21 protein-coding genes are annotated in these 19944 nt (G+C 65.1%); 15 read left to right on the top strand and 6 right to left on the bottom strand.

Going from position 1 to position 19944, the window contains the following annotated elements; translation table 11 throughout:
* Window positions 1–109: 109 nt before the first annotated feature.
* Window positions 110–724 (bottom strand): glutathione transferase GstA, encoded by a 615-nt coding sequence (gstA, locus tag BJA_RS05900; protein ID WP_011083981.1) that lies wholly within the window; start codon window positions 722–724, stop codon window positions 110–112.
* 126 nt (window positions 725–850) lie between these two features.
* Here gstA and BJA_RS05905 point away from each other — a divergent pair, with 126 nt between their 5' ends.
* The 3 genes from BJA_RS05905 (at window position 851) to BJA_RS05915 (ending at window position 3501) form a co-directional block, all read left to right on the top strand.
* Window positions 851–1348, top strand: a complete 498-nt coding sequence (locus BJA_RS05905; protein ID WP_011083982.1) for a MarR family winged helix-turn-helix transcriptional regulator — start codon at window positions 851–853, stop codon at window positions 1346–1348.
* Between the two features lie 96 nt (window positions 1349–1444).
* Window positions 1445–2815, top strand: coding sequence for a glutamate--cysteine ligase (locus BJA_RS05910; protein ID WP_011083983.1), 1371 nt, complete (start codon window positions 1445–1447; stop codon window positions 2813–2815).
* Window positions 2816–2928: 113 nt separating this feature from the next.
* Window positions 2929–3501 carry a PAN domain-containing protein gene (locus BJA_RS05915; RefSeq protein ID WP_011083984.1) on the top strand — a complete coding sequence of 191 codons (573 nt, stop codon included), beginning with the start codon at window positions 2929–2931 and terminating at the stop codon, window positions 3499–3501.
* A 124-nt stretch (window positions 3502–3625) separates the two neighbouring features.
* On the opposite strand, the gene BJA_RS05920 is transcribed toward BJA_RS05915, so the two are convergent.
* The 4 genes from BJA_RS05920 to BJA_RS05935 form a co-directional block, all read right to left on the bottom strand.
* The gene (locus BJA_RS05920; RefSeq protein ID WP_011083985.1) at window positions 3626–4192 is read right to left on the bottom strand and encodes a nucleotidyltransferase family protein; all 567 of its coding nucleotides are present in this window, start codon (window positions 4190–4192) and stop codon (window positions 3626–3628) included.
* Window positions 4193–4214: 22 nt separating this feature from the next.
* Window positions 4215–4994 (bottom strand): signal peptidase I, encoded by a 780-nt coding sequence (lepB, locus tag BJA_RS05925; RefSeq protein ID WP_011083986.1) that lies wholly within the window; start codon window positions 4992–4994, stop codon window positions 4215–4217.
* Window positions 4991–6418, bottom strand: a complete 1428-nt coding sequence (tldD, locus tag BJA_RS05930) for a metalloprotease TldD (RefSeq protein WP_038965288.1) — start codon at window positions 6416–6418, stop codon at window positions 4991–4993. The genes lepB and tldD overlap by 4 nt, the downstream gene beginning before the upstream one ends.
* A 101-nt stretch (window positions 6419–6519) precedes the next feature.
* Window positions 6520–7053 (bottom strand): invasion associated locus B family protein, encoded by a 534-nt coding sequence (locus BJA_RS05935; protein WP_028173706.1) that lies wholly within the window; start codon window positions 7051–7053, stop codon window positions 6520–6522.
* Window positions 7054–7500: 447 nt separating this feature from the next.
* On the opposite strand from BJA_RS05935, the gene coxB reads away from it, so the two are divergent.
* The 9 genes from coxB (at window position 7501) to BJA_RS05980 (ending at window position 14585) form a co-directional block, all read left to right on the top strand.
* On the top strand, window positions 7501–8340 hold the full coding sequence (coxB, locus tag BJA_RS05940) for a cytochrome c oxidase subunit II (RefSeq protein ID WP_011083989.1): 840 nt from the start codon (window positions 7501–7503) through the stop codon (window positions 8338–8340).
* Window positions 8341–8428: 88 nt separating this feature from the next.
* Window positions 8429–10054, top strand: a complete 1626-nt coding sequence (ctaD, locus tag BJA_RS05945) for a cytochrome c oxidase subunit I (RefSeq protein ID WP_011083990.1) — start codon at window positions 8429–8431, stop codon at window positions 10052–10054.
* A 60-nt stretch (window positions 10055–10114) separates the two neighbouring features.
* Window positions 10115–11059 carry a heme o synthase gene (locus tag BJA_RS05950; RefSeq protein WP_011083991.1) on the top strand — a complete coding sequence of 315 codons (945 nt, stop codon included), beginning with the start codon at window positions 10115–10117 and terminating at the stop codon, window positions 11057–11059.
* Entirely contained in the window at window positions 11056–11229 is a 174-nt protein-coding gene (locus BJA_RS05955; RefSeq protein WP_011083992.1) for a hypothetical protein, read from the top strand. The genes BJA_RS05950 and BJA_RS05955 overlap by 4 nt, the downstream gene beginning before the upstream one ends.
* Window positions 11230–11234: 5 nt before the next feature.
* Window positions 11235–11879, top strand: a complete 645-nt coding sequence (locus BJA_RS05960) for a cytochrome c oxidase assembly protein (RefSeq protein WP_011083993.1) — start codon at window positions 11235–11237, stop codon at window positions 11877–11879.
* A 79-nt stretch (window positions 11880–11958) separates the two neighbouring features.
* Window positions 11959–12855: a cytochrome c oxidase subunit 3 gene (locus BJA_RS05965; protein ID WP_011083994.1), complete on the top strand. Its 897-nt coding sequence runs from the start codon at window positions 11959–11961 to the stop codon at window positions 12853–12855.
* A 97-nt stretch (window positions 12856–12952) separates the two neighbouring features.
* Window positions 12953–13354 (top strand): DUF983 domain-containing protein, encoded by a 402-nt coding sequence (locus BJA_RS05970; RefSeq protein WP_011083995.1) that lies wholly within the window; start codon window positions 12953–12955, stop codon window positions 13352–13354.
* Window positions 13351–14103, top strand: a complete 753-nt coding sequence (locus BJA_RS05975) for an SURF1 family protein (protein WP_038965289.1) — start codon at window positions 13351–13353, stop codon at window positions 14101–14103. Before BJA_RS05970 ends, BJA_RS05975 begins: the two co-directional genes overlap by 4 nt.
* A 116-nt stretch (window positions 14104–14219) precedes the next feature.
* Window positions 14220–14585: a nuclear transport factor 2 family protein gene (locus tag BJA_RS05980; protein WP_011083997.1), complete on the top strand. Its 366-nt coding sequence runs from the start codon at window positions 14220–14222 to the stop codon at window positions 14583–14585.
* On the opposite strand, the gene BJA_RS05985 is transcribed toward BJA_RS05980, so the two are convergent.
* Window positions 14582–15922: a histidine kinase gene (locus BJA_RS05985; protein WP_011083998.1), complete on the bottom strand. Its 1341-nt coding sequence runs from the start codon at window positions 15920–15922 to the stop codon at window positions 14582–14584. The two genes, BJA_RS05980 and BJA_RS05985, sit on opposite strands and share 4 nt — an antisense overlap.
* Before the next feature lie 86 nt (window positions 15923–16008).
* Here BJA_RS05985 and BJA_RS05990 point away from each other — a divergent pair, with 86 nt between their 5' ends.
* From BJA_RS05990 to BJA_RS06000, 3 genes are all read left to right on the top strand, one after another.
* The gene (locus tag BJA_RS05990) at window positions 16009–16653 is read left to right on the top strand and encodes a response regulator transcription factor (protein WP_011083999.1); all 645 of its coding nucleotides are present in this window, start codon (window positions 16009–16011) and stop codon (window positions 16651–16653) included.
* A gap of 548 nt (window positions 16654–17201) precedes the next feature.
* The gene (thrC, locus tag BJA_RS05995; RefSeq protein ID WP_063921382.1) at window positions 17202–18620 is read left to right on the top strand and encodes a threonine synthase; all 1419 of its coding nucleotides are present in this window, start codon (window positions 17202–17204) and stop codon (window positions 18618–18620) included.
* A complete protein-coding gene (locus BJA_RS06000) occupies window positions 18617–19906 on the top strand; it encodes a M16 family metallopeptidase (protein WP_011084001.1) in 1290 nt (429 codons plus the stop codon). Before thrC ends, BJA_RS06000 begins: the two co-directional genes overlap by 4 nt.
* The last annotated feature ends 38 nt before the right edge of the window (window positions 19907–19944 follow it).

Genomic DNA, 19944 nt, shown 5'->3' on the forward strand with positions numbered 1-19944 from the left:
TAAGGTACGATGATCCGGCGCAACGGGTCCGCTCCCGCGCCGCCCGGCAGCATAAAAAGAAAGGCCGAATCGTCGGTCCGGCCTTTCGCTGCCTGCGTCTTGCGAGCGCTTACTTTGCCTGCGCGAGGCCTTCCTTCCTCAGCGCCTCCTGCACCTGTGGCCGTGCCGCGACGCGGGTCTTGTAGGCGGTGAGGTTGGGCATCGCCGAAAGATCAAACTTCATCCGGTCGGCCCAGGTCAGCATCGTGAAGAGATAGCCGTCGGCAACCGTGAACTGCTTGCCCATCAGGTAGTCGCGGCCGGCGAGCTGGCTGTCGATGTATTTCAGCTTGCCCATGACGCGATCCTTGAAGAACGCCTTGGCCTCGTCGTTCAGCGCCGGCGCGAACATCGGGCCGAAGCTCTTGTGCACCTCCGAGGTGAGGAAGTTCAGCCATTCGAGCAGCTTGTAGCGCTCGGCGCTGCCATGGGCCGGCGCCAGCGCCTTGGCAGAAGCCTGGTCGGCGATCATCTGGACAATCACCGGGCCTTCGGTCACGATCTCACCGCTGTCGAGCCCCAGCGCAGGGACCTGCCCCTTGGGGTTCAGCTTCAGATAATCCTCACCATTTTCGAGCTTCTTGGCCCGGATATCGACCTTGACCAGCTCGTAGGGCAGGCCGGCTTCGAGGAGTGCGATGTGGGGGGACAGGGAGCAGGCGCCGGGCGAGTAATAGAGTTTCATGGAATTTCCTCCTCTTGTTGCTTGGCTTGGGCGAATGAACGCCTACATGCAGCTGCATGCAATAGTCAAGATTGATGCAGGTGCATCGAGTAGGGTAAGAGACGGGCGACGAGTTTGAGCGGGACCATGAAACGCAAGCCATCGACCGAGGCAACCGCCGCCTGGATCCGCCTGATGCGGGTGCAGAGCCGCGTGCTCGACTGCGTCGAGCAGGACCTGAAGAAGGCGGGGTTCCCGCCGCTGGCCTGGTATGACGCGCTGCTCGAACTGTCCCGCGCGCCCTCCGGCGAGTTGCGGCCGGTGGAACTCGAAAGGCAGATGCTGATCCCGCAATACTCCACCTCGCGCCTGATCGACCGCCTGGTCGATGAGGGCCTTGCCTCGCGGCGCGAATGCAAGATCGACAAGCGCGGACAGTTCGTCGAGATCACGGAAGCCGGCCGCGAGTTGCAGAAGCGGATGTGGAGTGCCTATTCCGCTGCGATCGAGAAATATGTCGGCTCGAAACTGTCCGATGCCGATGCCGTCAAGCTCAGCGGCCTGCTCGACCGGCTGGGCTGCTCGTGCGGCGAGATGAAGCTTCCGCCCGTCGCCAACGTCAACGAAAGCACGCCGCCGCGATGATCGCGCGGCAAACCAGCACGTCCGCGCGCCCGTCGGTTCGCGGACCATCCCTGTCACCCGCGCATTCGGTCGAAGCGCTTTTGATTAGAGTTTGATATGGCGCGAGACCAGATCGATATGACGCCGTTGCAATCGCGCGACGAGCTCGTTGCGTGGTTCGAGGAAGGCTGCAAGGATCCGTCCGAATTCCGCATGGGCACCGAGCACGAGAAGACGCCTTTCACGCTCGAAGGGTACCGCCCGGTGCCTTACGAAGGCGCACGCGGCATCGGCGCGCTGCTCGAGGGCATGAAGCTCCTGCTCGGCTGGGAGCCGATCATGGAGAAGGGCAACATCATCGGCCTCTACGACGTCACCGGCGGCGGCGCGATCTCGCTCGAGCCGGGCGGACAGTTCGAGCTTTCCGGTGCGCCGGTCGAAAACGTGCACCAGACCCAGAGCGAGCTGATGGCGCATCTGGCGCAGGTGCGCGAGATCGCAGCGCCGCTCGGCATCGGCTTCCTCGGGCTCGGCATGACGCCGTCCTGGTCGCGCGCCGACATCCCGGTGATGCCCAAGGGCCGCTACAAGATCATGACCAACTACATGCCGAAGGTCGGCCAGTACGGCCTCGACATGATGTACCGGACCTGTACGGTGCAGACCAATCTCGACTTCTCCTCCGAAGCCGACATGGTCAAGAAGCTGCGTGTGTCGCTCGCGCTCCAGCCGGTCGCAACCGCGCTGTTCGCAAATTCGCCGTTCACCGAAGGCAAGCCGAACGGCTTCCTCTCCTTCCGCTCCGAGATCTGGCGCGACACGGACAATGCGCGCGCGGGCATGATGCCCTGGGCGTTCGAGGACGGCATGGGCTTCGAGCGCTATGTCGACTACGCGCTCGACGTGCCCATGTATTTCGTCAAGCGCGGCGAAGACTACATCGACGTCTCGGGCTCCTCGTTCCGCGCCTTCTTCGACGGCCGCAACAACAATCTTCCCGGCGAGCGGCCGACATTGTCGGACTGGGCCAACCATCTCTCGACGATCTTCCCGGAAGTGCGGCTGAAGCGCTATCTCGAGATGCGCGGCTCCGACGGCGGACCGTGGGGCCGTCTGCCGGCGCTGCCGGCGTTCTGGGTCGGGCTGCTCTATGACGATGTGTCGCTCGATGCCGCCTGGGACATGGTGAAGCACTGGAGCGCGCATGAGCGTCAGGCCCTGCGCGACGACGTGCCGCGCTTCGGCTTCAAGGCGCGGATCAAGGACCGCTATCTGTTCGAGATCGCCAAGGAATGCCTCGTTCTGGCACATGCCGGCCTGCGCCGGCGCGGCCGGATCGACCAGCTCGGCCGCGACGAAACGCGGCATTTGGAGCCGCTCGACCGCATTATCGATTCCGGCCGCACGCCGGCCGAGGAAATGCTCGAGAAGTTCAACGGCCCCTGGAAGGGCTCCGTGGAACCGGCCTACGCGGAGTACGCGTTCTAGACCAACAGGCCAACGACCGGGACTTAAGCCGTTCATCGCCCATACAGGTTTGCGGCGATCAAATGACCGGCTGAAAAAACCTGAGCGTCGTCAATAACTCGAAAGCTGTTCTGATGGGGAAGGGCCGCCTGTCCGTCATGGCAAGGGTCTTGGCAAGCGTCGTGGCATGCGCCGCGCTGCTCTCGCTCGTGCTTGCGAGCTGGCCTGCGCGCGCCCAGACGGCATTCGACCGGCCCGGCGGTGACTATTTCAGCACGCCGGTCACATCGGGCGACCCCGAGGATTGCGCGCTGCTGTGCGAGCGCGACCGCCGTTGCCGCTCGTGGAGCTTCAGCTATCCCGACATCGACGGCGCCGGGGCGGTGTGCTGGCTCAAGAACACGGTGCCGCCGCGCGTGCCGGGCAATTGCTGCATCTCCGGTGTGCGCGGCGCCGGCGTGATCGAGCCGCGCGTCGAAGGCGTGGAGACCTCGATCGACCGCCCCGGTGGCGACCTGCGCAATTTTGAACTCAAGGACGGCGAAGGCGAGGAGGCGTGCAAGGCCGCCTGCACCGCCGACAACAAATGCCGCGCCTTCACCTATGCCCGTCCCGGCTACACCGGCCGCGAAGCGCGGTGCTTCCTGAAAAAGGAAATCAAGCCGCCGCGCCGCAAGGCGGGGTTCACGTCGGGCGTGGTGCGGTAGGATTTAGCTAGCGTCGAATACACGGTCGTCATGCCCGGGCTTGTCCCGGGCATCCACGTCGTTTCTCCATCGCGGCTGCGCGTGGATGGCCGGGTCAAGCCCGGCCATGACGTGGCGAGGCATCTCACTCCGCCGCAATGACCGTGAGCTCCGGCCACAGCGCCTTCCATCGCGCGGCCTTCGCCGCGTAATTGGCAATGGAAAAATTCTGTGCCCGATTGGGCCGCACGATCAATCGCGCGACGTCGTCGAACCCGTGCGGCGCATAGACGTCGAAGCTCCCGCCCGCGGGTTGGATACCGAGCTGGGTATTCTCCGTCAGGAAGCGGTCGATGCCGTCGGTTGAACGCGTCAACGGCGGATAGGGCAGGCCGTGCTTGTCGGGGTACCACAGATGCACGCGCGCCTGATTGCGGATCTCGACCTTGACGCCGAGATGCGCCAGCCGTGCCTGCAGCTTGCGGATCACCGCGTCTTCCGCCTCCCACGACGTATCGGGATCGAAATAGAACACGTCGTAGTCGGCGATGCCGTGATCGACGGCGCGGCCCGTGAGCACGTTCCACACCGTCTGCACCAGGCAACCTGCGACCAGCCACGCATCCGGAAGGGCGAGCCGCGCGAGTTCGTCGATGATCGTAACGTTGACGGGATTTCTCAGCGCGAGCGCGAGGAATTCGTCGCGGTTCATCGTGAGGTGAGGAGACTTCCGGTCAATGCACGGCGGTGAAGAACCGCGCGAGGCGGAAACCGGACAGCCAGGTCCACACCGGCTGGCCGCGCATGCCGAGGTCCCAGGAGCCGAGCACGGCATCCGCGCGTCCGACCAGATTGTCGATCGGCAGCAGACCGACGCCGCCGGAGCGCAGCGGCACGCGGCTGTCGGCGGAGTTGTCTCTGTTATCGCCGAGCACGAAGAGATGTCCGGCCGGCACCGTCACCTCCGGCGTGTTGTCGAGCGGGCCATTGTCGCGCATCTTGAAGATCAGGTGCGAGACGCCGTTCGGCAGCGTCTCGACATAGCGGTAGGCAGGCTCGCTGCCGCCATTGTCGTCCTCGGCGGCGCCGATGCCGTCGGGCTTGAGCTCGGCGGGCCGGTCATTGATGAAGAGCTGGCCCTGCCGCATCTGGATGCGGTCGCCGGGCAGACCCACCACGCGCTTGACCCAGGCCTGCGAGCGATCGCCGGGCCAGCGGAACACCACGACGTCGCCCTGCTTCGGCGTCTCCGCGAACACGCGGCCGCTCTCGGGCAGGTTGATCTGGATCGGCAGCGACGAGGTGCCGTAGCCGTAGGGGAATTTCGAGGCGAGCAGGGCGTCGCCGATCAGCAGCGTCGGCTCCATCGAGCCCGACGGCACGTAGAACGGCTCGGCGAGCGCGCCCTTGGCGATGAACACCGCGGCGACGATGCCGGCGAGTTGCACCAGTTGCCCGCCCCAACCGCTGCTCTTCCGCTTGGTGGTGGTCGCAGTCATCTTCTCAACACTCATGCGCCTGTTCCACCCACCGTAATGCGTTCCATCAGAAGCGACGGCTGGCCGACGCCAACCGGCACGCCCTGGCCGTTCTTGCCGCAGGTGCCGATGCCGGTATCGAGCGCGAGATCGTTGCCGATCATGCGGATGCGATGCAGGTCGGTTGGCCCGTTGCCGATCAGCATGGCGCCCTTCAGCGGGGCGCCGATCTTGCCGTTCTCGATCTTGTAGGCCTCGGTGCACTGAAACACGTATTTGCCCGAGGTGATGTCGACCTGGCCGCCGCCGAAATTCGCGGCGAAGACGCCGTTCTTCACCGACGCCAGGATCTCGGCCGGATCGCGATCGCCCGCGAGCATGTAGGTGTTGGTCATGCGCGGCATCGGCACATGGGCATAGCCCTGGCGGCGGCCGTTGCCGGTCGGCTTCATGTTCATCAGCCGCGCGTTCTGGCGGTCCTGCATGTAGCCGACCAGGATGCCGTCCTCGATCAGCACGGTGCGATTGGTCGGCGTGCCCTCGTCGTCGATCGAGAGCGAGCCGCGGCGCGAGGCAATAGTGCCGTCGTCGACCACGGTGACGCCCTTGGCCGCGACCTGCCGGCCCATCAGGCCGGCAAAGGCCGAGGTCCTCTTGCGGTTGAAGTCGCCTTCGAGCCCGTGGCCGACCGCTTCATGCAGCATCACGCCGGGCCAGCCTGCGCCAAGCACGACGTCCATCTCGCCGGCAGGGGCGGGAATGGACTCCAGGTTGACCAGCGCCTCGCGCAGCGCGCCGTCGGCGGCGTCGCGCCAGTTCTTGCTCTCGATGAATTCGGCATAGCCGGCGCGGCCGCCATAGCCCTTGCTGCCGCTCTCCTGGCGGTCGCCCTGGCCGGCGACGACGGAGATGTTGACGCGCACCAGCGGGCGGATGTCGCGATAGCTCTCGCCGTCGGGCCGCAGGATCTCGACCACCTGCCAGGTTGCGCCCAGGCTGACGCTGACCTGCCGCACCCGCGGATCCTTGTCGCGCAGATAGGCGTCGATCTCGGCGAGCAGCTTGACCTTGGTCTCGAAGCCCGGCGCATCGAGCGGGTTGTCGTCGCCATAGAGGCGCACATTGGTATGCGGGGGAGGGGCCGAAAAGCTGCCGGAGTAGCCGCCGCGCACGGCGGCAACCGCGTCGGCGGCGCGAATCAGGGCCGGCAGCGACACGTCGGAGGAATGGGCGTAGCCGACCGCGTCGTCCTTGACGGCGCGCAGGCCAAAACCCTGGGAGGTGTCGTAGGTCGCCTGCTTCAGCCGCCCATTGTCGAACATCAGCGCTTCGGTCTGGCTGTACTCCAGGAACAGCTCGCCGTCGTCGGCGCCGGCAAGCCCGCGCGCGACCTCGTGGCGAACCTGGTCGCGGTCGAGATTGGCGCGGTCGAGCAGGGAGGTTGTGTCGGGATTGGTCATGTGTCCGTCCATTATCTGGAGATGTGGGGCAAGATAATGGTTTCAGACCAGTTCCGCGAGGGCGCGAAGCCTCACATTACGGAAACAATAGGTCCAGCTGCCTACGGCAGCTTGTCGTACCCCTCACCCAGTCCGTTCAGGCTGAGCGGGAAGCCGATGCCTTCTTCCGGCGTCTCGAAGATGATGAAGGTCGCGGTCTTGGCGGTGCGGAGCTGGCCGAGCAGCTTGTCGTCCATGACGACCTCGGCGACGCAGCCATTGGGCAGGCAGCGGACGAAGCCGGCGCGGCCGACGTCCTGATTGTCGAGCTTCAGCCCGAGGCCGGAGGGCAGCAGGACGCCGAGGGGGGCGACCACGCGCATCAGGCGGCTCTTCTGGTCGGCGGTCTTGAGCACGATCACGGTCAGGCCGGCATTGGAGCGGTCTTCGGCCACGACGCTCTGGATCAGGGCGCATTGCTCGGCCTGGGCGCCCGGCGGGGTGTCGCAGCGAATCTGCCAGTCGCCATGGACGGAGCGCACCGCGCCCTGCGCATGGGCGAGGCTGGGTAAAGCAAGGAGAAGGGCGGCGGCCAGAAGGCCGATCAGCGCGTTGAGGCTGCTATCCGGCCTTGCCATGCATCTCGAAAGCCCCATCGGGGTCGGTCCCTCTGCTCGCTTGGGTCGCTTGCGCGGGTGGACTGATACGGAAATGACGGCGTCTTGAAGGCAATTCCCAAGCAAATTCCGCGCCGCCGAGGCCGCCGCCGCCGGCACGAATCAGGTTCCTGTGCGGCCGTTCGCCAGTGCCTACAACGGGCAATTCCGCTGTCAAGCCGCAGCATCCCGGGAAACGGTATTTTTGTCTGATGTTACTAGGAAATATCTTGCGGGTGATCGCTGGCAGATGGGGTTCAAGACTGCATTGCGATAGATCAAGAATTATGGTTTGAGAAGCTTGATTTCGGCGTTCTAGCGATCTGGCCCCAATTCCTCTTAGAGGTATTCTTGAGTGGCGGTTTGTCAGACGGACGGATCGAATAAGCGTTTCCCGGAAATAGGGGGACGCACCTGGGGTGATTTCGTAAGGGGAGCGCGAACGGCATGAGGATGTCGAAGGGCCGGGTAGGCCGGCATTTGCTGGGATTGGCCGTAGCTGGTCTGACACTGGCGACGGGCAGCGCGGCATTTGCCGAGCTTGGGCAGCCGGCGCCATGGGAGTGGACGCTCCAGCAGTCCGGCTCGCCGGTGATGGACAATATCGTCTGGTTCCACAACTTCCTGTTCGTGCTCATCGCGCTGATTACGCTGTTCGTTCTGGCGCTGCTGGTGGTCGTGGTCATCAAGTTCAACGCGAGGGCCAATCCGGTGCCGTCGCGGACCACCCACAACACGCTGATCGAGGTGGCCTGGACGCTGGTTCCGGTGCTGATCCTGGTCGGCATCTCGGTGCCGTCGTTCCGCCTGCTGTTCCTGGAGCTCGACGTGCCGAAGGCGGACCTGACCATCAAGGCGACCGGCAAGCAGTGGTACTGGTCCTACGCCTATCCCGACAACGGCAAGTTCGAGTTCGACTCGCTGATGGCCCAGGACAAGCAGCCCCGCCTGCTCGGCGTCGACAACGAGATGGTGGTGCCGGTCAACAAGGTGATTCGTGTTCAGGTGACCGGTGCGGACGTCATCCACGCCTTCGCGCTGCCGGCGTTCGGCGTGAAGATCGACGCCATTCCGGGGCGACTGAACGAAACCTGGTTCAAGGCCGCCAAGACCGGCATGTTCTACGGCCAATGCTCGGAGCTCTGCGGCAAGGATCACGCCTTCATGCCGATCGCGATTCGCGTCGTGGAAGACAAGGAATTCGCCTCCTGGGTCGAAACGGCGAAGAAGAAGTTTGCGAGCGGTGGCACCGGCACCTACGCCTCCGCGGCCGGCCCGACGCAGTAGGCGTCGGGTAAAGGCTCGAGGGGACTGAAAGCGACATAAAGGGCGGGACCTCCAAAGGTCCGATTGGGACGCAAGGCAGGATTTGAAAATGGCAACCAGCGCAGCGGCACACGGCGATCACGCGCAAGACCACGGACATGACGAGCACGCCCATCCGACCGGATGGCGACGCTACGTCTATTCGACCAACCACAAGGACATCGGCACGATGTACCTGATCTTCGCGGTCATCGCCGGCGTCATCGGTGCCGCGATGTCGATCGCGATCCGTGCCGAGCTGATGTATCCGGGCGTGCAGATCTTCCACGAGACGCACACCTACAACGTCTTCGTGACCTCCCACGGCCTGATCATGATCTTCTTCATGGTCATGCCGGCGATGATCGGCGGCTTCGGCAACTGGTTCGTGCCGCTGATGATCGGCGCGCCCGACATGGCGTTCCCGCGCATGAACAACATCTCGTTCTGGCTGCTGCCGGCCTCCTTCGGGCTGCTGCTGATGTCGACCTTCGTCGAGGGCGAGCCGGGCGCCAACGGCGTCGGCGCCGGCTGGACCATGTACGTGCCGCTGTCGAGCTCCGGCCATCCCGGCCCGGCAGTCGACTTCGCGATCCTGTCGCTGCATCTGGCGGGTGCCTCGTCGATCCTCGGCGCCATCAACTTCATCACCACGATCTTCAACATGCGCGCGCCGGGCATGACCCTGCACAAGATGCCGCTGTTCGTGTGGTCGATCCTGGTGACCGTGTTCCTGCTGCTGTTGTCGCTGCCGGTGCTCGCCGGTGCGATCACCATGCTGCTCACCGACCGCAATTTCGGCACGACCTTCTTCGCGCCCGACGGCGGCGGCGACCCCGTGCTGTTCCAGCACCTGTTCTGGTTCTTCGGCCATCCCGAGGTGTACATCCTGATCCTGCCCGGCTTCGGCATGATCAGCCAGATCGTCTCCACCTTCTCGCGCAAGCCCGTGTTCGGCTATCTCGGCATGGCCTACGCCATGGTCGCGATCGGCGGCATCGGCTTCGTGGTGTGGGCGCACCACATGTACACGGTCGGCATGTCGTCGGCGACGCAGGCCTATTTCGTCGCGGCGACGATGGTGATCGCGGTTCCGACCGGCGTGAAGATCTTCTCGTGGATCGCCACGATGTGGGGCGGCTCGATCGAATTCCGCGCGCCGATGATCTGGGCCGTGGGCTTCATCTTCCTGTTCACGGTCGGTGGCGTCACCGGCGTCGTGCTGGCGAACGCCGGCGTCGACCGCGTGCTCCAGGAGACCTACTACGTCGTCGCGCACTTCCACTACGTGCTGTCGCTCGGTGCAGTGTTCGCGATCTTCGCCGGCTGGTACTACTGGTTCCCGAAGATGACGGGCTACATGTACAACGAGACGCTGGCGAAGGCGCACTTCTGGGTCACCTTCATCGGCGTGAACCTGGTGTTCTTCCCGCAGCACTTCCTCGGCCTGTCGGGCATGCCGCGCCGCTACGTCGACTATCCCGACGCGTTCGCCGGCTGGAACCTGGTCTCGTCGGTCGGCTCCTACATTTCCGGCTTCGGCGTCCTGATCTTCCTCTATTGCGTGATCGATGCCTTTGCGAAAAAGGTGCCGGCTGGCGACAATCCGTGGGGTGCCGGCGCGACCACGCTGGAGTGGACGCTGCCCTCGCCGCCGCCCTTCCATCAGTTCGAAGTGCTGCCCCGCGTGCAGTGAGCGATCACCCGCGGCGCCCATGACGGGCGCCGCGGCTCCATAACGAAGCGAGTTGATTTAGTGTCCGTCCTCGACCAGAACGCCGTCGACATCAATCCCCGCATCTCCGAAGCGGAGGTGGGCGACTACATTGCGCTGCTCAAGCCGCGGGTGATGTCGCTGGTGATCTTCACCGCGCTGGTCGGAATGGCGATGGCGCCCGGGCATTTCCACCCGGTGCTGGCGATCACCTCGCTGCTCTGCATCGCCGTCGGCGCCGGCGCCTCCGGGGCGCTCAACATGGCGCTCGAAGGCGATATCGACGCCAAGATGTCGCGCACGGCGAACCGGCCGATTCCGCGTGGCCGCATCACCCGTCCCGAGGCGATGACGTTCGGCATGACGCTCGCCTTCTTCTCGGTGATGACGCTCGGCATCCTCGTCAACTGGATCGCGGGCGCGCTGCTCGCCTTCACCATCTTCTTCTACGTCGTGATCTACACGATGTGGCTGAAGCGCTGGACCGCGCAGAACATCGTGATCGGCGGCGCCGCCGGTGCGTTGCCGCCGGTGGTGGCCTGGGCCGCGGTGACTGGCACGGTCGACGTCGAGCCGCTGCTTCTCTTCGCCATCATCTTCTTCTGGACCCCGCCGCATTTCTGGGCGCTGGCGCTGTTCCGCTCGGACGATTACGCGCGCGCCGGCATTCCGATGCTGCCCAATGTCGCCGGTCCCGATGCGACCCGCCTCCAGATCCTGCTCTACACGATCGTGCTGATCGCGGTGGCCGCCGCGCCCTGGGCGCTCGGCTATTTCGACGCCGTCTACGGTGTCGTCTCGCTGATCCTCGGCGCCGGCATGCTGGTGCTCGCGATCAACGTCTATATGCGCCGCGAGCGCAGCCAGTCGTTGCGCGCCACGCGAAAACTGTTCGCCTTCTCCATCCTTTACCTGTTCGCGCTGTTCGCGACCCTGCTGGCCGAGGTCGTGTTCCGGGCGCTTGCTCCGATGGCAGGGGGCGCATGATCGCGGTGGCGGACAAACCCGAGCCAGATGGAATCGTTCTCACCGAGGCGCAGAAGAAGAGCCGCCGTCAGCGCTCGATCGCGATCGCGCTCGCGCTCGGCGTGCTCGTGGTGCTGTTCTTCGCCGTCACCATGGTCAAGGGACCGGCAGTTCTAGTCCGGCCGATGTAGGGAAAATGGATCACGAGCCGACCATATCGCGGGATCAGAGCCGGACGGCCAGGAAAGGCGTCGGTAAGGGCCTCGGTCGTGACGTGCTGGTCGCCTCGATCTGCGGCGGCGTGGTGGCGCTGATGGTCGGCGCCTCCTATGCGGCGGTGCCGTTCTACAACTGGTTCTGCCGCGCTACCGGTTTCAACGGCACGACCCAGGTCGCGACCGCCGCGCCGGCCACCGGTCCGATCGCGCGGAAGATCGCGGTGCGCTTCGATTCCAACGTCGCGCCCGGTCTGCCCTGGAAGTTCGAGCCGGAGCAGAGCGAGATCGAGGTCAATATCGGCCAGGTCACGACCGTCTTCTACACCGTGACCAACCAGGCCGCGCGCACCACTGCCGGCCAGGCCGCCTACAACGTCGCGCCGCTGACGGTCGGGTCCTACTTCCAGAAGATCAACTGCTTCTGCTTCACCGAGCAGACCATGGCGCCCGGTGAGAAGCGCGAGATGCCGGTCGTGTTCTACGTCGATCCGTCGATCGCCGACGACCACGAGAACGACGGGCTCAGCACGATCACGCTGTCCTACACGTTCTACCCGGTGAAGGATCCGGTGGTGAAGCCGCTCGCGTCCGGGGAAGGCGACAAACGCAAGGGAAATCTCTGACCGCCGGGCTCACGCTCTGGGGGTTGGACACAAGGGGATAAGTGCCGGACAGGCACGGGATTGAGGAGAGAGACCGCAAATGGCTACCGCGCAAGGCAAGCATCACGACTATCATCTGGTCGATCCCTCTCCCTGGCCGGCGGTCGGTTCGCTCTCGGCCTTCATCATGGCGGTCGGCGCGATCGCCTGGATGCACCACATGTTCTCGGCCGCGCCGATCGTGTTCGGCGTCGGCACCGTCGGCGTGCTCTACACCATGGCGAGCTGGTGGGGCGACGTGATCAAGGAAGCCCAGTACAAGGGCGACCATACCCGCGTCGTGCAGCTCCATCACCGCTACGGCATGATCCTGTTCATCGCCTCCGAGGTGATGTTCTTCGTCGCCTGGTTCTGGGCCTATTTCAACGCGGCGCTGTTTCCGGCCGACGCTGTCCACGCCACCCGCGATGCCGTGTTCGGCTGCGGCCTCGGCACCGCGGCCGGAGCCTGCGCGGTCCCCGGCACCTGGCCGCCCCACGGCATCGAGACCTTCGATCCCTGGCATCTGCCGCTCCTGAACACGCTGATCCTGCTCACCTCGGGCACCACGGTGACCTGGGCGCACCATGCGTTGCTCGAGAACGATCGTCAGGGCCTGAAATACGGCCTGATCCTCACCGTCGTGCTCGGCGCGCTCTTCACCTGCGTGCAGGCCTATGAGTACAGCCATGCGGCGTTCTCGTTCGCCGGCAACGTCTATGGCGCGACCTTCTTCATGGCGACCGGTTTCCATGGCTTCCACGTGCTGGTCGGCACCATCTTCCTGCTGGTCTGCCTGTTCCGTGCCTATGCCGGCCACTTCACGCCGAAGCAGCATCTCGGCTTCGAGTTCGCCGCCTGGTACTGGCACTTCGTCGACGTGGTCTGGCTGTTCCTTTTCCTCTGCATCTATGTGTGGGGACACGGCGCCGAGACCATGGCCCACGGCGCGCACTGAGCAGCTTTGGATCGATCAGAAAGGGCGGCCGCAGGGCCGCCCTTTCGCTTTTGCGCCGCCGGAAGTTTCGGCGGAAACTGTGATAGAGTCCGCCATCATGAATGACACCGCCGGTCCACCCAAGTCCGAAACCACCGTCCTGCAAAGCGCGATGCGCGGGCTGGCCTGCAAATGTCCGCGCTGCGGCCAGGGCAAGCTCTATGCGGGCTTCCTGACGCTCGCACCCTCCTGCGACCGCTGCGGCCTCGACTATGCCTTCATCGACACCGGCGATGGCCCGGCGATCTTCATCATCATGCTCGCCGGTGGGATCGTCGTTGCGTGCGCGCTGATCGTCGAGGTCAAGTACCAGCCGCCGTACTGGCTGCATGCCGTGCTGTGGCTGCCGCTGATCCTCGCCACCACGCTCTTGCCACTGCGCGCGATGAAGTCGCTGCTGATCGCGCTGCAATTCCACCACAAGGCAGCGCCGGGCCGGCTGGTCGACCGCGCGAAATGAACGAGACTGCGCGCAAGCCTCGCGTGGCCGGCTTTGCGCTGTTCACGCTTCTCCTGACGGCCGCCTTCGTTGCCCTCGGCGTCTGGCAATTGCAGCGCCGGACCGCCAAGCACGAGCTGATCGCAGCACTCACCGAGCGTCTGGCGGCGGCACCCATCGCGCTGCCGCCGCCCGCACAATGGGCTGCGCTCAATCCCGCGCGCGATGAATTCCGCCGTGTCAGCTTCACTGCGACCTTCGCCGCCTCGCCCGATGCGATGGTCTATTCGTCCGGCTCGGCCGTACGCAAGGACGCCTCCGGTCCCGGCACCTGGGCCTTCCTGCCGGCGCGGCTTCCGAGCGGCGAGATGGTCGTGATCGATGCCGGCTTCGTCGAGAACACGATGCAGGATCGCAGCGTCGAGGATCGCGCGGTGAAGAAGCTCGTGACCGGGCAGCCGGTCGCGCTCACCGGCTATCTGCGCTTTCCCGAACCGCCGGGCTGGCTGACGCCGGCGGAGAGCCGCGACAAGCGGCTCTGGTTCGTGCGCGATCATGTGGCGATCGCGAGCGCGCTCGGCTGGGGCACGGTTGCGCCGTTCTACATCGATCTGGAGCAGCCCGCGCCCGCGAATGGCATTCCGCGTCCGGGTCCGCTCGACGTGCATCTGAAGGACGATCACCTGCAATACGCCGTCACCTGGTTCGCGCTTGCAGGCGCGGTGCTGATCGCGTTCGGCGTCTGGGTGAGGGGACGTCGCTCGAGCTGAATCTTCCGGAGGTTCCCGGGAGGAACCCGGTATCACCCGGGGTTTACCATTCAGCGCGTATTCACGAGTGTGGTCCTAAGCCGCATGCAAAATTTCGCGGCAGACAGGATTGCGGCGTGAGCGATTTCGATCAGATGGGAATTGTCGTCGATTGGGTGGATGCCTGCCGGAAAGGCGACCTCGCGACGCTGCTCGACCTCTATGCGGACGACGCCCAGATCGAATGCACGTGCAACGGCACGCAGCGTTATCGCGGCCGAGACGAGCTCGAAGTCTACTGGGGGCCGCGGCTCAGCGCATTTTCGTCGGCCGGCTTCGGTCTCGAGGAGATCCATCCCGTGCCTGATGGCGTCGATCTCGAATATTCCGTCGCGGGCGCGCTGCGCATTCACGCCTCGTTTCGCTTCAGTGCGGAAGGCAAAATCGACAGCACGCTGTGCGCGCCGGCGCGACAGAACGCGCATCACGGCTGCGCGTGCTAGCTTTGCGCCGGCTCGTCGCGCGTCCTCTGCACGGGCAGACGGCAGCGCACATAGGTTCGTTCATCCGCGCGCAGCAATGACAGCGATCCGCTGAGCGCGCGCACGCGCTCATGCATGCCGGTCAGACCCCGGCCGAACACGTTGCCCTCGAGAAATCCCCCGCCGTCGTCGGAGATCTCGATGGCGAGCGCGTCGCCTGAAATGGCCGCCTGCACATGGGCATTGCGTGCTGCGGCATGGCGCAGCACATTGGTCAGCGCCTCCTGGATCACGCGATAGACGGTCTGGGCCAGCGGCCCGTCGAGCCCGTTGAGACCAGGATCGACCGTGGCGGTCAGGCCGATATGCGGGGCCTGCTTGCGAAAGTTCCGGAGCAGCGTCTGCACGCTGGTTTCCAGCCCCAATTCCTCGATATAGAGCGGCCGCAGCCGGTCGAGGATGCGGCGGTTGGTCTGCTGGAGCGCTTCGACCGATTGCAGCACCTCCTGTGCCGTATTGCCGAGATGTCCCACCGGCGGCGAAGCCTCGATCAGGGCGATCGTGCCGGCGCGGATGCTGAACAGCAGCGGGCCGAGCTCGTCGTGCAGCTCGCGGGCGAGATCGCGCCGCTCGTCGTCCTGGAGCGACACCAGGCGGTGCAGCAGGTCGCGATTGTCCTGGCTTAGTCGCGCGAGCGTCGCCGCCAGCGCATTGGCCTCCTCGCAGCTCTGCCGGATCTCCGGCGGCCCTGCCACCGGGATCGGCGTCGCATAATCGCCGCGCCGTATTCGTGTGAGGCCTGCGCCCAGATTTTGCAGGGGGCGCAGTGCCGATTCCGCGAAGAGATAGGCGATCGTTCCGGTCAGCACCGTCAGCACGGCGATGAGGCTCGTCAGCGCCAGAAAACCGATCCATTTCTCGAACAGGTCGACCGACAGGTCGGGCAGGAACACGAGATCGCCGACCCGCTTGCCGTCGATGATCAGCGGGGACGCCGCGTCCATGTCCGGGATGGTGAGCAGGTCGATGAACCATTGCGGCACGCTATGCGGCTTGCGCGGACCGGCCGTTGGCGAGGGCTCGGGACCCGCTTCGACAGGACGGAATTGGATATCGGAGGAGGTGCCCAAAGAATGGACAAAGGCGTCGAGCGTCTGCCGCGGATTGTCCGAGGCACGCAGGGTGTTGTTGAGCGCCGCGGCGACCGCTCGGGCCGAATGTCGCCCCAATTCGTTCTCGTCGGCCAGCTGGCCGGTCGCAAAGCTCTGGAGCAGCACGCCGCCCATGACCAGCGCGGCGAGGAAGCTCACGCCGAGCGGAAGAAACAGTTGGGTTCTGAACGACAGGTGTTGCCACATTAGTTCAATTCTAACGCGTCCCGGCGGATTTCTCTCTTTCCATTTGTTCCCGCCGGTCTATGAGTTGAAAAACCAGAGAGCGCGCGATGCAAGATACCGCCAAGCCGGCGACCAGGGTCCTGATCGTCGACGACCATCCTGTGGTGCTGTCGGGTTGCCGAACCCTGTTCGCATCCGACCATTCGATCCGCATCGACGAGGCGATGGACGCCAAATCCGGCCATCGCGCCTATATCAGCAAGCGGCCCGACGTCACCGTGATCGACATCAGCCTGCCGGATGTCTCCGGGTTCGAGCTGATGCGGCGGATCCGCAAGGACGATCCTGATGCCAAGATCATCATGTTCAGCATGAACGACGATCCGGCTTTCGTGGTGCGGGCGGTCGAGCTGGGGGCGCAGGGCTATGTCTCCAAGGGAGATGATCCCAGGATCCTGCTGAAGGCGGTGCGCAAGGTGGTCGCGGGCGACAATTTCATCTCGCCGCAGCTGGCGGAGGCCGTGACGTTCTCCGGTGCGGCGATCAAGGCCAATCCGGCCTCGCAGATGACGCCGCGGGAGCTCGAGATCCTCCGCCTGCTCGGGCGCGGCGACAAGATCGTCGAGGTCGCCGAGGCGCTTGGGATCTCCTACAAGACGGTCGCCAACACCACCTCCCTGCTCAAGCAGAAGTTGGGGGCCAAGAACCATTCCGACCTGATCCGGATTGCGGTGGAAATCGGCATGAACTGACGTCCCGCCAGCGACCGAACCGGCTGCTCCAGGATGCAGCGGTTCGGCCGACGGATCGGCGACTCCGCCGGCCGGGCAATGCGTGGCCGACGGCGGACGCTATCCGCCGACACAATGGACTGCGGCTGCGTTCGTTCCTGCCGCGATCAAGGGTTCAGGAAGAAATGGCAAAGCCGGCCTTGTGGCCAGTATGCGGACGGGTATGCGGCGTTCATACGCGTCGGGAAAAACAGGAACATTTGTCGTCGCGCCCGGTTTTCGCCCTTGACGGTCTGAGGACAGGCGACGAAAGCTTGCGCGAGCAGTTTTAGCGGGCAGGCGCCCCGGACGAGCCAAACTGGTCTGCACATATCAACGACAGACCTTCCAAGAGAGGGCTGCGGCATTGCCGCAGCCCTTTTCGTTGCAAAGGGTGCGGGCGGGAAGCGGTTTCCCGATGCCGCAAAACACTTTATGGTGGCCCAAAGCCTCTGGCTGTTAATCAGGAATATCGTGAAATCAAAGGCTTACGGATCAAGCTTCGGCTTGGCCGGCCTTTGGAGGGCAGTTTGACTCGTTATATCTCGACCCGGGGCGAGGCCCCCGAACTCGGCTTCTGCGACGTGATGCTGACCGGGCTTGCCCGCGACGGTGGCCTGTATGTGCCGGCGACATGGCCGCAGCTCTCGGCTGACACGATCGCCGGCTTCTTCGGCCGCCCGTATTGGGAGGTCGCCGTCGACGTGATCCGTCCCTTCGCCGGAGGCGAGATCACGGACGCTGAGCTCGGCCGGATGGCGAACGAGGCCTACGCCACCTTCCGCCATCCCGCGGTGGTGCCGCTGCGCCAGATGTCGCCGCACCAGTTCGTGCTGGAGCTGTTCCACGGCCCGACGCTCGCCTTCAAGGACGTGGCGATGCAGCTCATCTCGCGGCTGATGGACCATGTGCTCGCCAAGCGCGACCAGCGCACCACCATCGTGGTCGCAACCTCCGGCGACACCGGCGGCGCTGCGGTCGAAGCCTTCGCGGGGCTGGAGAACGTCGATCTCATCGTACTGTTCCCGCACGGCCGCATCTCCGAGGTGCAGCGGCGGATGATGACGACGACGGGCGCGGCCAACGTGCATGCGCTCGCCATCGAAGGCACGTTCGACGACTGCCAGGCCCTCGTGAAGGGAATGTTCAACAACCATCGCTTCCGCGATGCGACCTCGCTGTCCGGCGTCAATTCCATCAACTGGGCGCGTATCGTTGCCCAGGTGGTCTATTACTTCACCTCCGCCGTTGCCGCCGGCGCGCCGGCGCGCGCGGTGGACTTCGTCGTGCCGACCGGCAATTTCGGCGACATCTTTGCCGGCTACGTCGCCAAGCGCATGGGTCTGCCGGTGCGGACCCTGCGCATCGCCGCCAACGTCAACGACATCCTGGCGCGGACGCTGAAGACCGGCATCTACGAGGTGCGCGAGGTGCACGCCACGGCGTCGCCGTCGATGGACATCCAGATCTCCTCGAACTTCGAGCGGCTGCTGTTCGAAGCCGGCCGGCGCGATGCGGCCGGTGTGCGCCGTCTCATGGATTCGCTGAAGCAGTCCGGGCGCTTCGTGCTGCCCGATGCGACGCTCGCCGCGATCCGCGAGGAGTTCGACGCCGGGCGCGCCGACGAGACCGAAACCGCGGCCGCGATCCGCGCCGCCTGGCGTGAGGCGGGCGAGCTGGTCGATCCCCATACTGCGGTCGCGCTCGCGGTCGCCGATCGCGACACCACCGACACCACGGTGCCCAGCATCGTGCTCTCCACCGCGCATCCGGCCAAATTCCCCGACGCGGTCGAAGCGGCCTGCGGCCAGCGGCCGCAACTGCCGGCCTGGCTCGACGGCCTCATGACCAAATCCGAACACATGAAGGTGATGAAGAACGATCAGGCCGAGGTCGAGCGGTTCGTGCTGTCGGTCAGCCGTGCCGCAAAACAGGGAGTTGCCGGATGAGCGTCGAGATCTCCAAGCTTGCGTCCGGCCTCACCGTCGTCACCGACAAGATGCCCCATCTCGAGACTGCGGCGCTCGGGGTCTGGGCCGGCGTCGGCGGACGCGACGAGAAGCCCAACGAGCACGGTATCTCGCATCTCCTCGAGCACATGGCGTTCAAGGGCACGACCAAGCGCTCGTCGCGCGAGATCGTCGAGGAGATCGAGGCTGTCGGCGGCGACCTCAATGCCGGCACCTCGACCGAGACCACGTCCTATTATGCGCGGGTGCTGAAGGCCGACGTGCCGCTGGCGCTCGACGTGCTCGCCGACATCCTGGCCAATCCCGCCTTCGAGCCCGACGAGCTGGAGCGCGAGAAGAACGTCATCGTGCAGGAGATCGGTGCCGCGCAGGACACGCCCGACGACGTCGTGTTCGAGCATCTCAACGAGCTCTGCTATCCCGACCAGCCGATGGGCCGCTCGCTGCTCGGCACCGCCAAGACGCTGCGCGCCTTCAACCGCGACATGCTGCGCGGCTATCTGTCGACGCATTATCGCGGGCCCGACATGGTGGTGGCGGCCGCCGGCGCGGTCGATCACAGCCAGGTGGTCGCCGAGGCCGAGAAGCGCTTTGCAAGCTTTGAAGGAACGCCGGGCCCGAAGCCGCAGGCCGCCCAGTTCGGCAAGGGCGGCGCTAAGGTCGTGCATCGCGAGCTCGAGCAGGCGCATCTGACGCTGGCGCTGGAAGGTGTGCCGCAGAACGATCTGTCGCTGTTCTCGCTCCAGGTCTTCACCAACATCCTCGGCGGCGGAATGTCGTCGCGGCTGTTCCAGGAGGTGCGCGAGAAGCGCGGCCTCTGCTACTCGATCTACAGCTTCCACGCGCCCTATACCGATACCGGCTTCTTCGGCCTCTACACCGGTACCGATCCGGCCGATGCGCCGGAGATGATGGAAGTCGTGGTCGACGTCATGAATGATTCGGTGGAGACCCTGACCGAGGCCGAGATTGCACGGGCCAAGGCGCAGATGAAGGCGGGCCTCCTGATGGCGCTGGAGAGCTGCTCCTCCCGTGCCGAGCAGCTCGCCCGCCACGTCCTGGCCTATGGCCGGCCGCAGACGGTGCAGGAGCTGGTGGCCCGGATCGACGCCGTCAGCGTCGAATCGACCCGGGACGCGGCGCGTGCACTGCTTTCGCGCAGCCGCCCTGCGGTTGTCGCATTAGGCAGTGGCAGGGGTCTGGACACGGCGGTGTCTTTTGCGGAAGGATTGACCCGGGCACGTGCCAAGGCGCGACTGCATTAGGAGCCGCGCGTGGGCTGATCCGCCCCGGGAAGCATCAC

This window comes from Bradyrhizobium diazoefficiens USDA 110, from assembly GCF_000011365.1.
Taxonomy (GTDB): domain Bacteria; phylum Pseudomonadota; class Alphaproteobacteria; order Rhizobiales; family Xanthobacteraceae; genus Bradyrhizobium; species Bradyrhizobium diazoefficiens.

What these genes read in the sequence shown, in the direction of transcription:
- gstA (WP_011083981.1), bottom strand. Translation starts at nt 724, where the DNA reads ATGAAACTCTATTACTCGCCCGGCGCCTGCTCCCTGTCCCCCCACATC.
- BJA_RS05905 (WP_011083982.1), top strand. Translation starts at nt 851, where the DNA reads ATGAAACGCAAGCCATCGACCGAGGCAACCGCCGCCTGGATCCGCCTG.
- BJA_RS05910 (WP_011083983.1), top strand. Translation starts at nt 1,445, where the DNA reads ATGGCGCGAGACCAGATCGATATGACGCCGTTGCAATCGCGCGACGAG.
- BJA_RS05915 (WP_011083984.1), top strand. Translation starts at nt 2,929, where the DNA reads ATGGGGAAGGGCCGCCTGTCCGTCATGGCAAGGGTCTTGGCAAGCGTC.
- BJA_RS05920 (WP_011083985.1), bottom strand. Translation starts at nt 4,192, where the DNA reads ATGAACCGCGACGAATTCCTCGCGCTCGCGCTGAGAAATCCCGTCAAC.
- lepB (WP_011083986.1), bottom strand. Translation starts at nt 4,994, where the DNA reads ATGAGTGTTGAGAAGATGACTGCGACCACCACCAAGCGGAAGAGCAGC.
- tldD (WP_038965288.1), bottom strand. Translation starts at nt 6,418, where the DNA reads ATGACCAATCCCGACACAACCTCCCTGCTCGACCGCGCCAATCTCGAC.
- BJA_RS05935 (WP_028173706.1), bottom strand. Translation starts at nt 7,053, where the DNA reads ATGGGGCTTTCGAGATGCATGGCAAGGCCGGATAGCAGCCTCAACGCG.
- coxB (WP_011083989.1), top strand. Translation starts at nt 7,501, where the DNA reads ATGAGGATGTCGAAGGGCCGGGTAGGCCGGCATTTGCTGGGATTGGCC.
- ctaD (WP_011083990.1), top strand. Translation starts at nt 8,429, where the DNA reads ATGGCAACCAGCGCAGCGGCACACGGCGATCACGCGCAAGACCACGGA.
- BJA_RS05955 (WP_011083992.1), top strand. Translation starts at nt 11,056, where the DNA reads ATGATCGCGGTGGCGGACAAACCCGAGCCAGATGGAATCGTTCTCACC.
- BJA_RS05960 (WP_011083993.1), top strand. Translation starts at nt 11,235, where the DNA reads ATGGATCACGAGCCGACCATATCGCGGGATCAGAGCCGGACGGCCAGG.
- BJA_RS05965 (WP_011083994.1), top strand. Translation starts at nt 11,959, where the DNA reads ATGGCTACCGCGCAAGGCAAGCATCACGACTATCATCTGGTCGATCCC.
- BJA_RS05970 (WP_011083995.1), top strand. Translation starts at nt 12,953, where the DNA reads ATGAATGACACCGCCGGTCCACCCAAGTCCGAAACCACCGTCCTGCAA.
- BJA_RS05975 (WP_038965289.1), top strand. Translation starts at nt 13,351, where the DNA reads ATGAACGAGACTGCGCGCAAGCCTCGCGTGGCCGGCTTTGCGCTGTTC.
- BJA_RS05985 (WP_011083998.1), bottom strand. Translation starts at nt 15,922, where the DNA reads ATGTGGCAACACCTGTCGTTCAGAACCCAACTGTTTCTTCCGCTCGGC.
- BJA_RS05990 (WP_011083999.1), top strand. Translation starts at nt 16,009, where the DNA reads ATGCAAGATACCGCCAAGCCGGCGACCAGGGTCCTGATCGTCGACGAC.
- BJA_RS06000 (WP_011084001.1), top strand. Translation starts at nt 18,617, where the DNA reads ATGAGCGTCGAGATCTCCAAGCTTGCGTCCGGCCTCACCGTCGTCACC.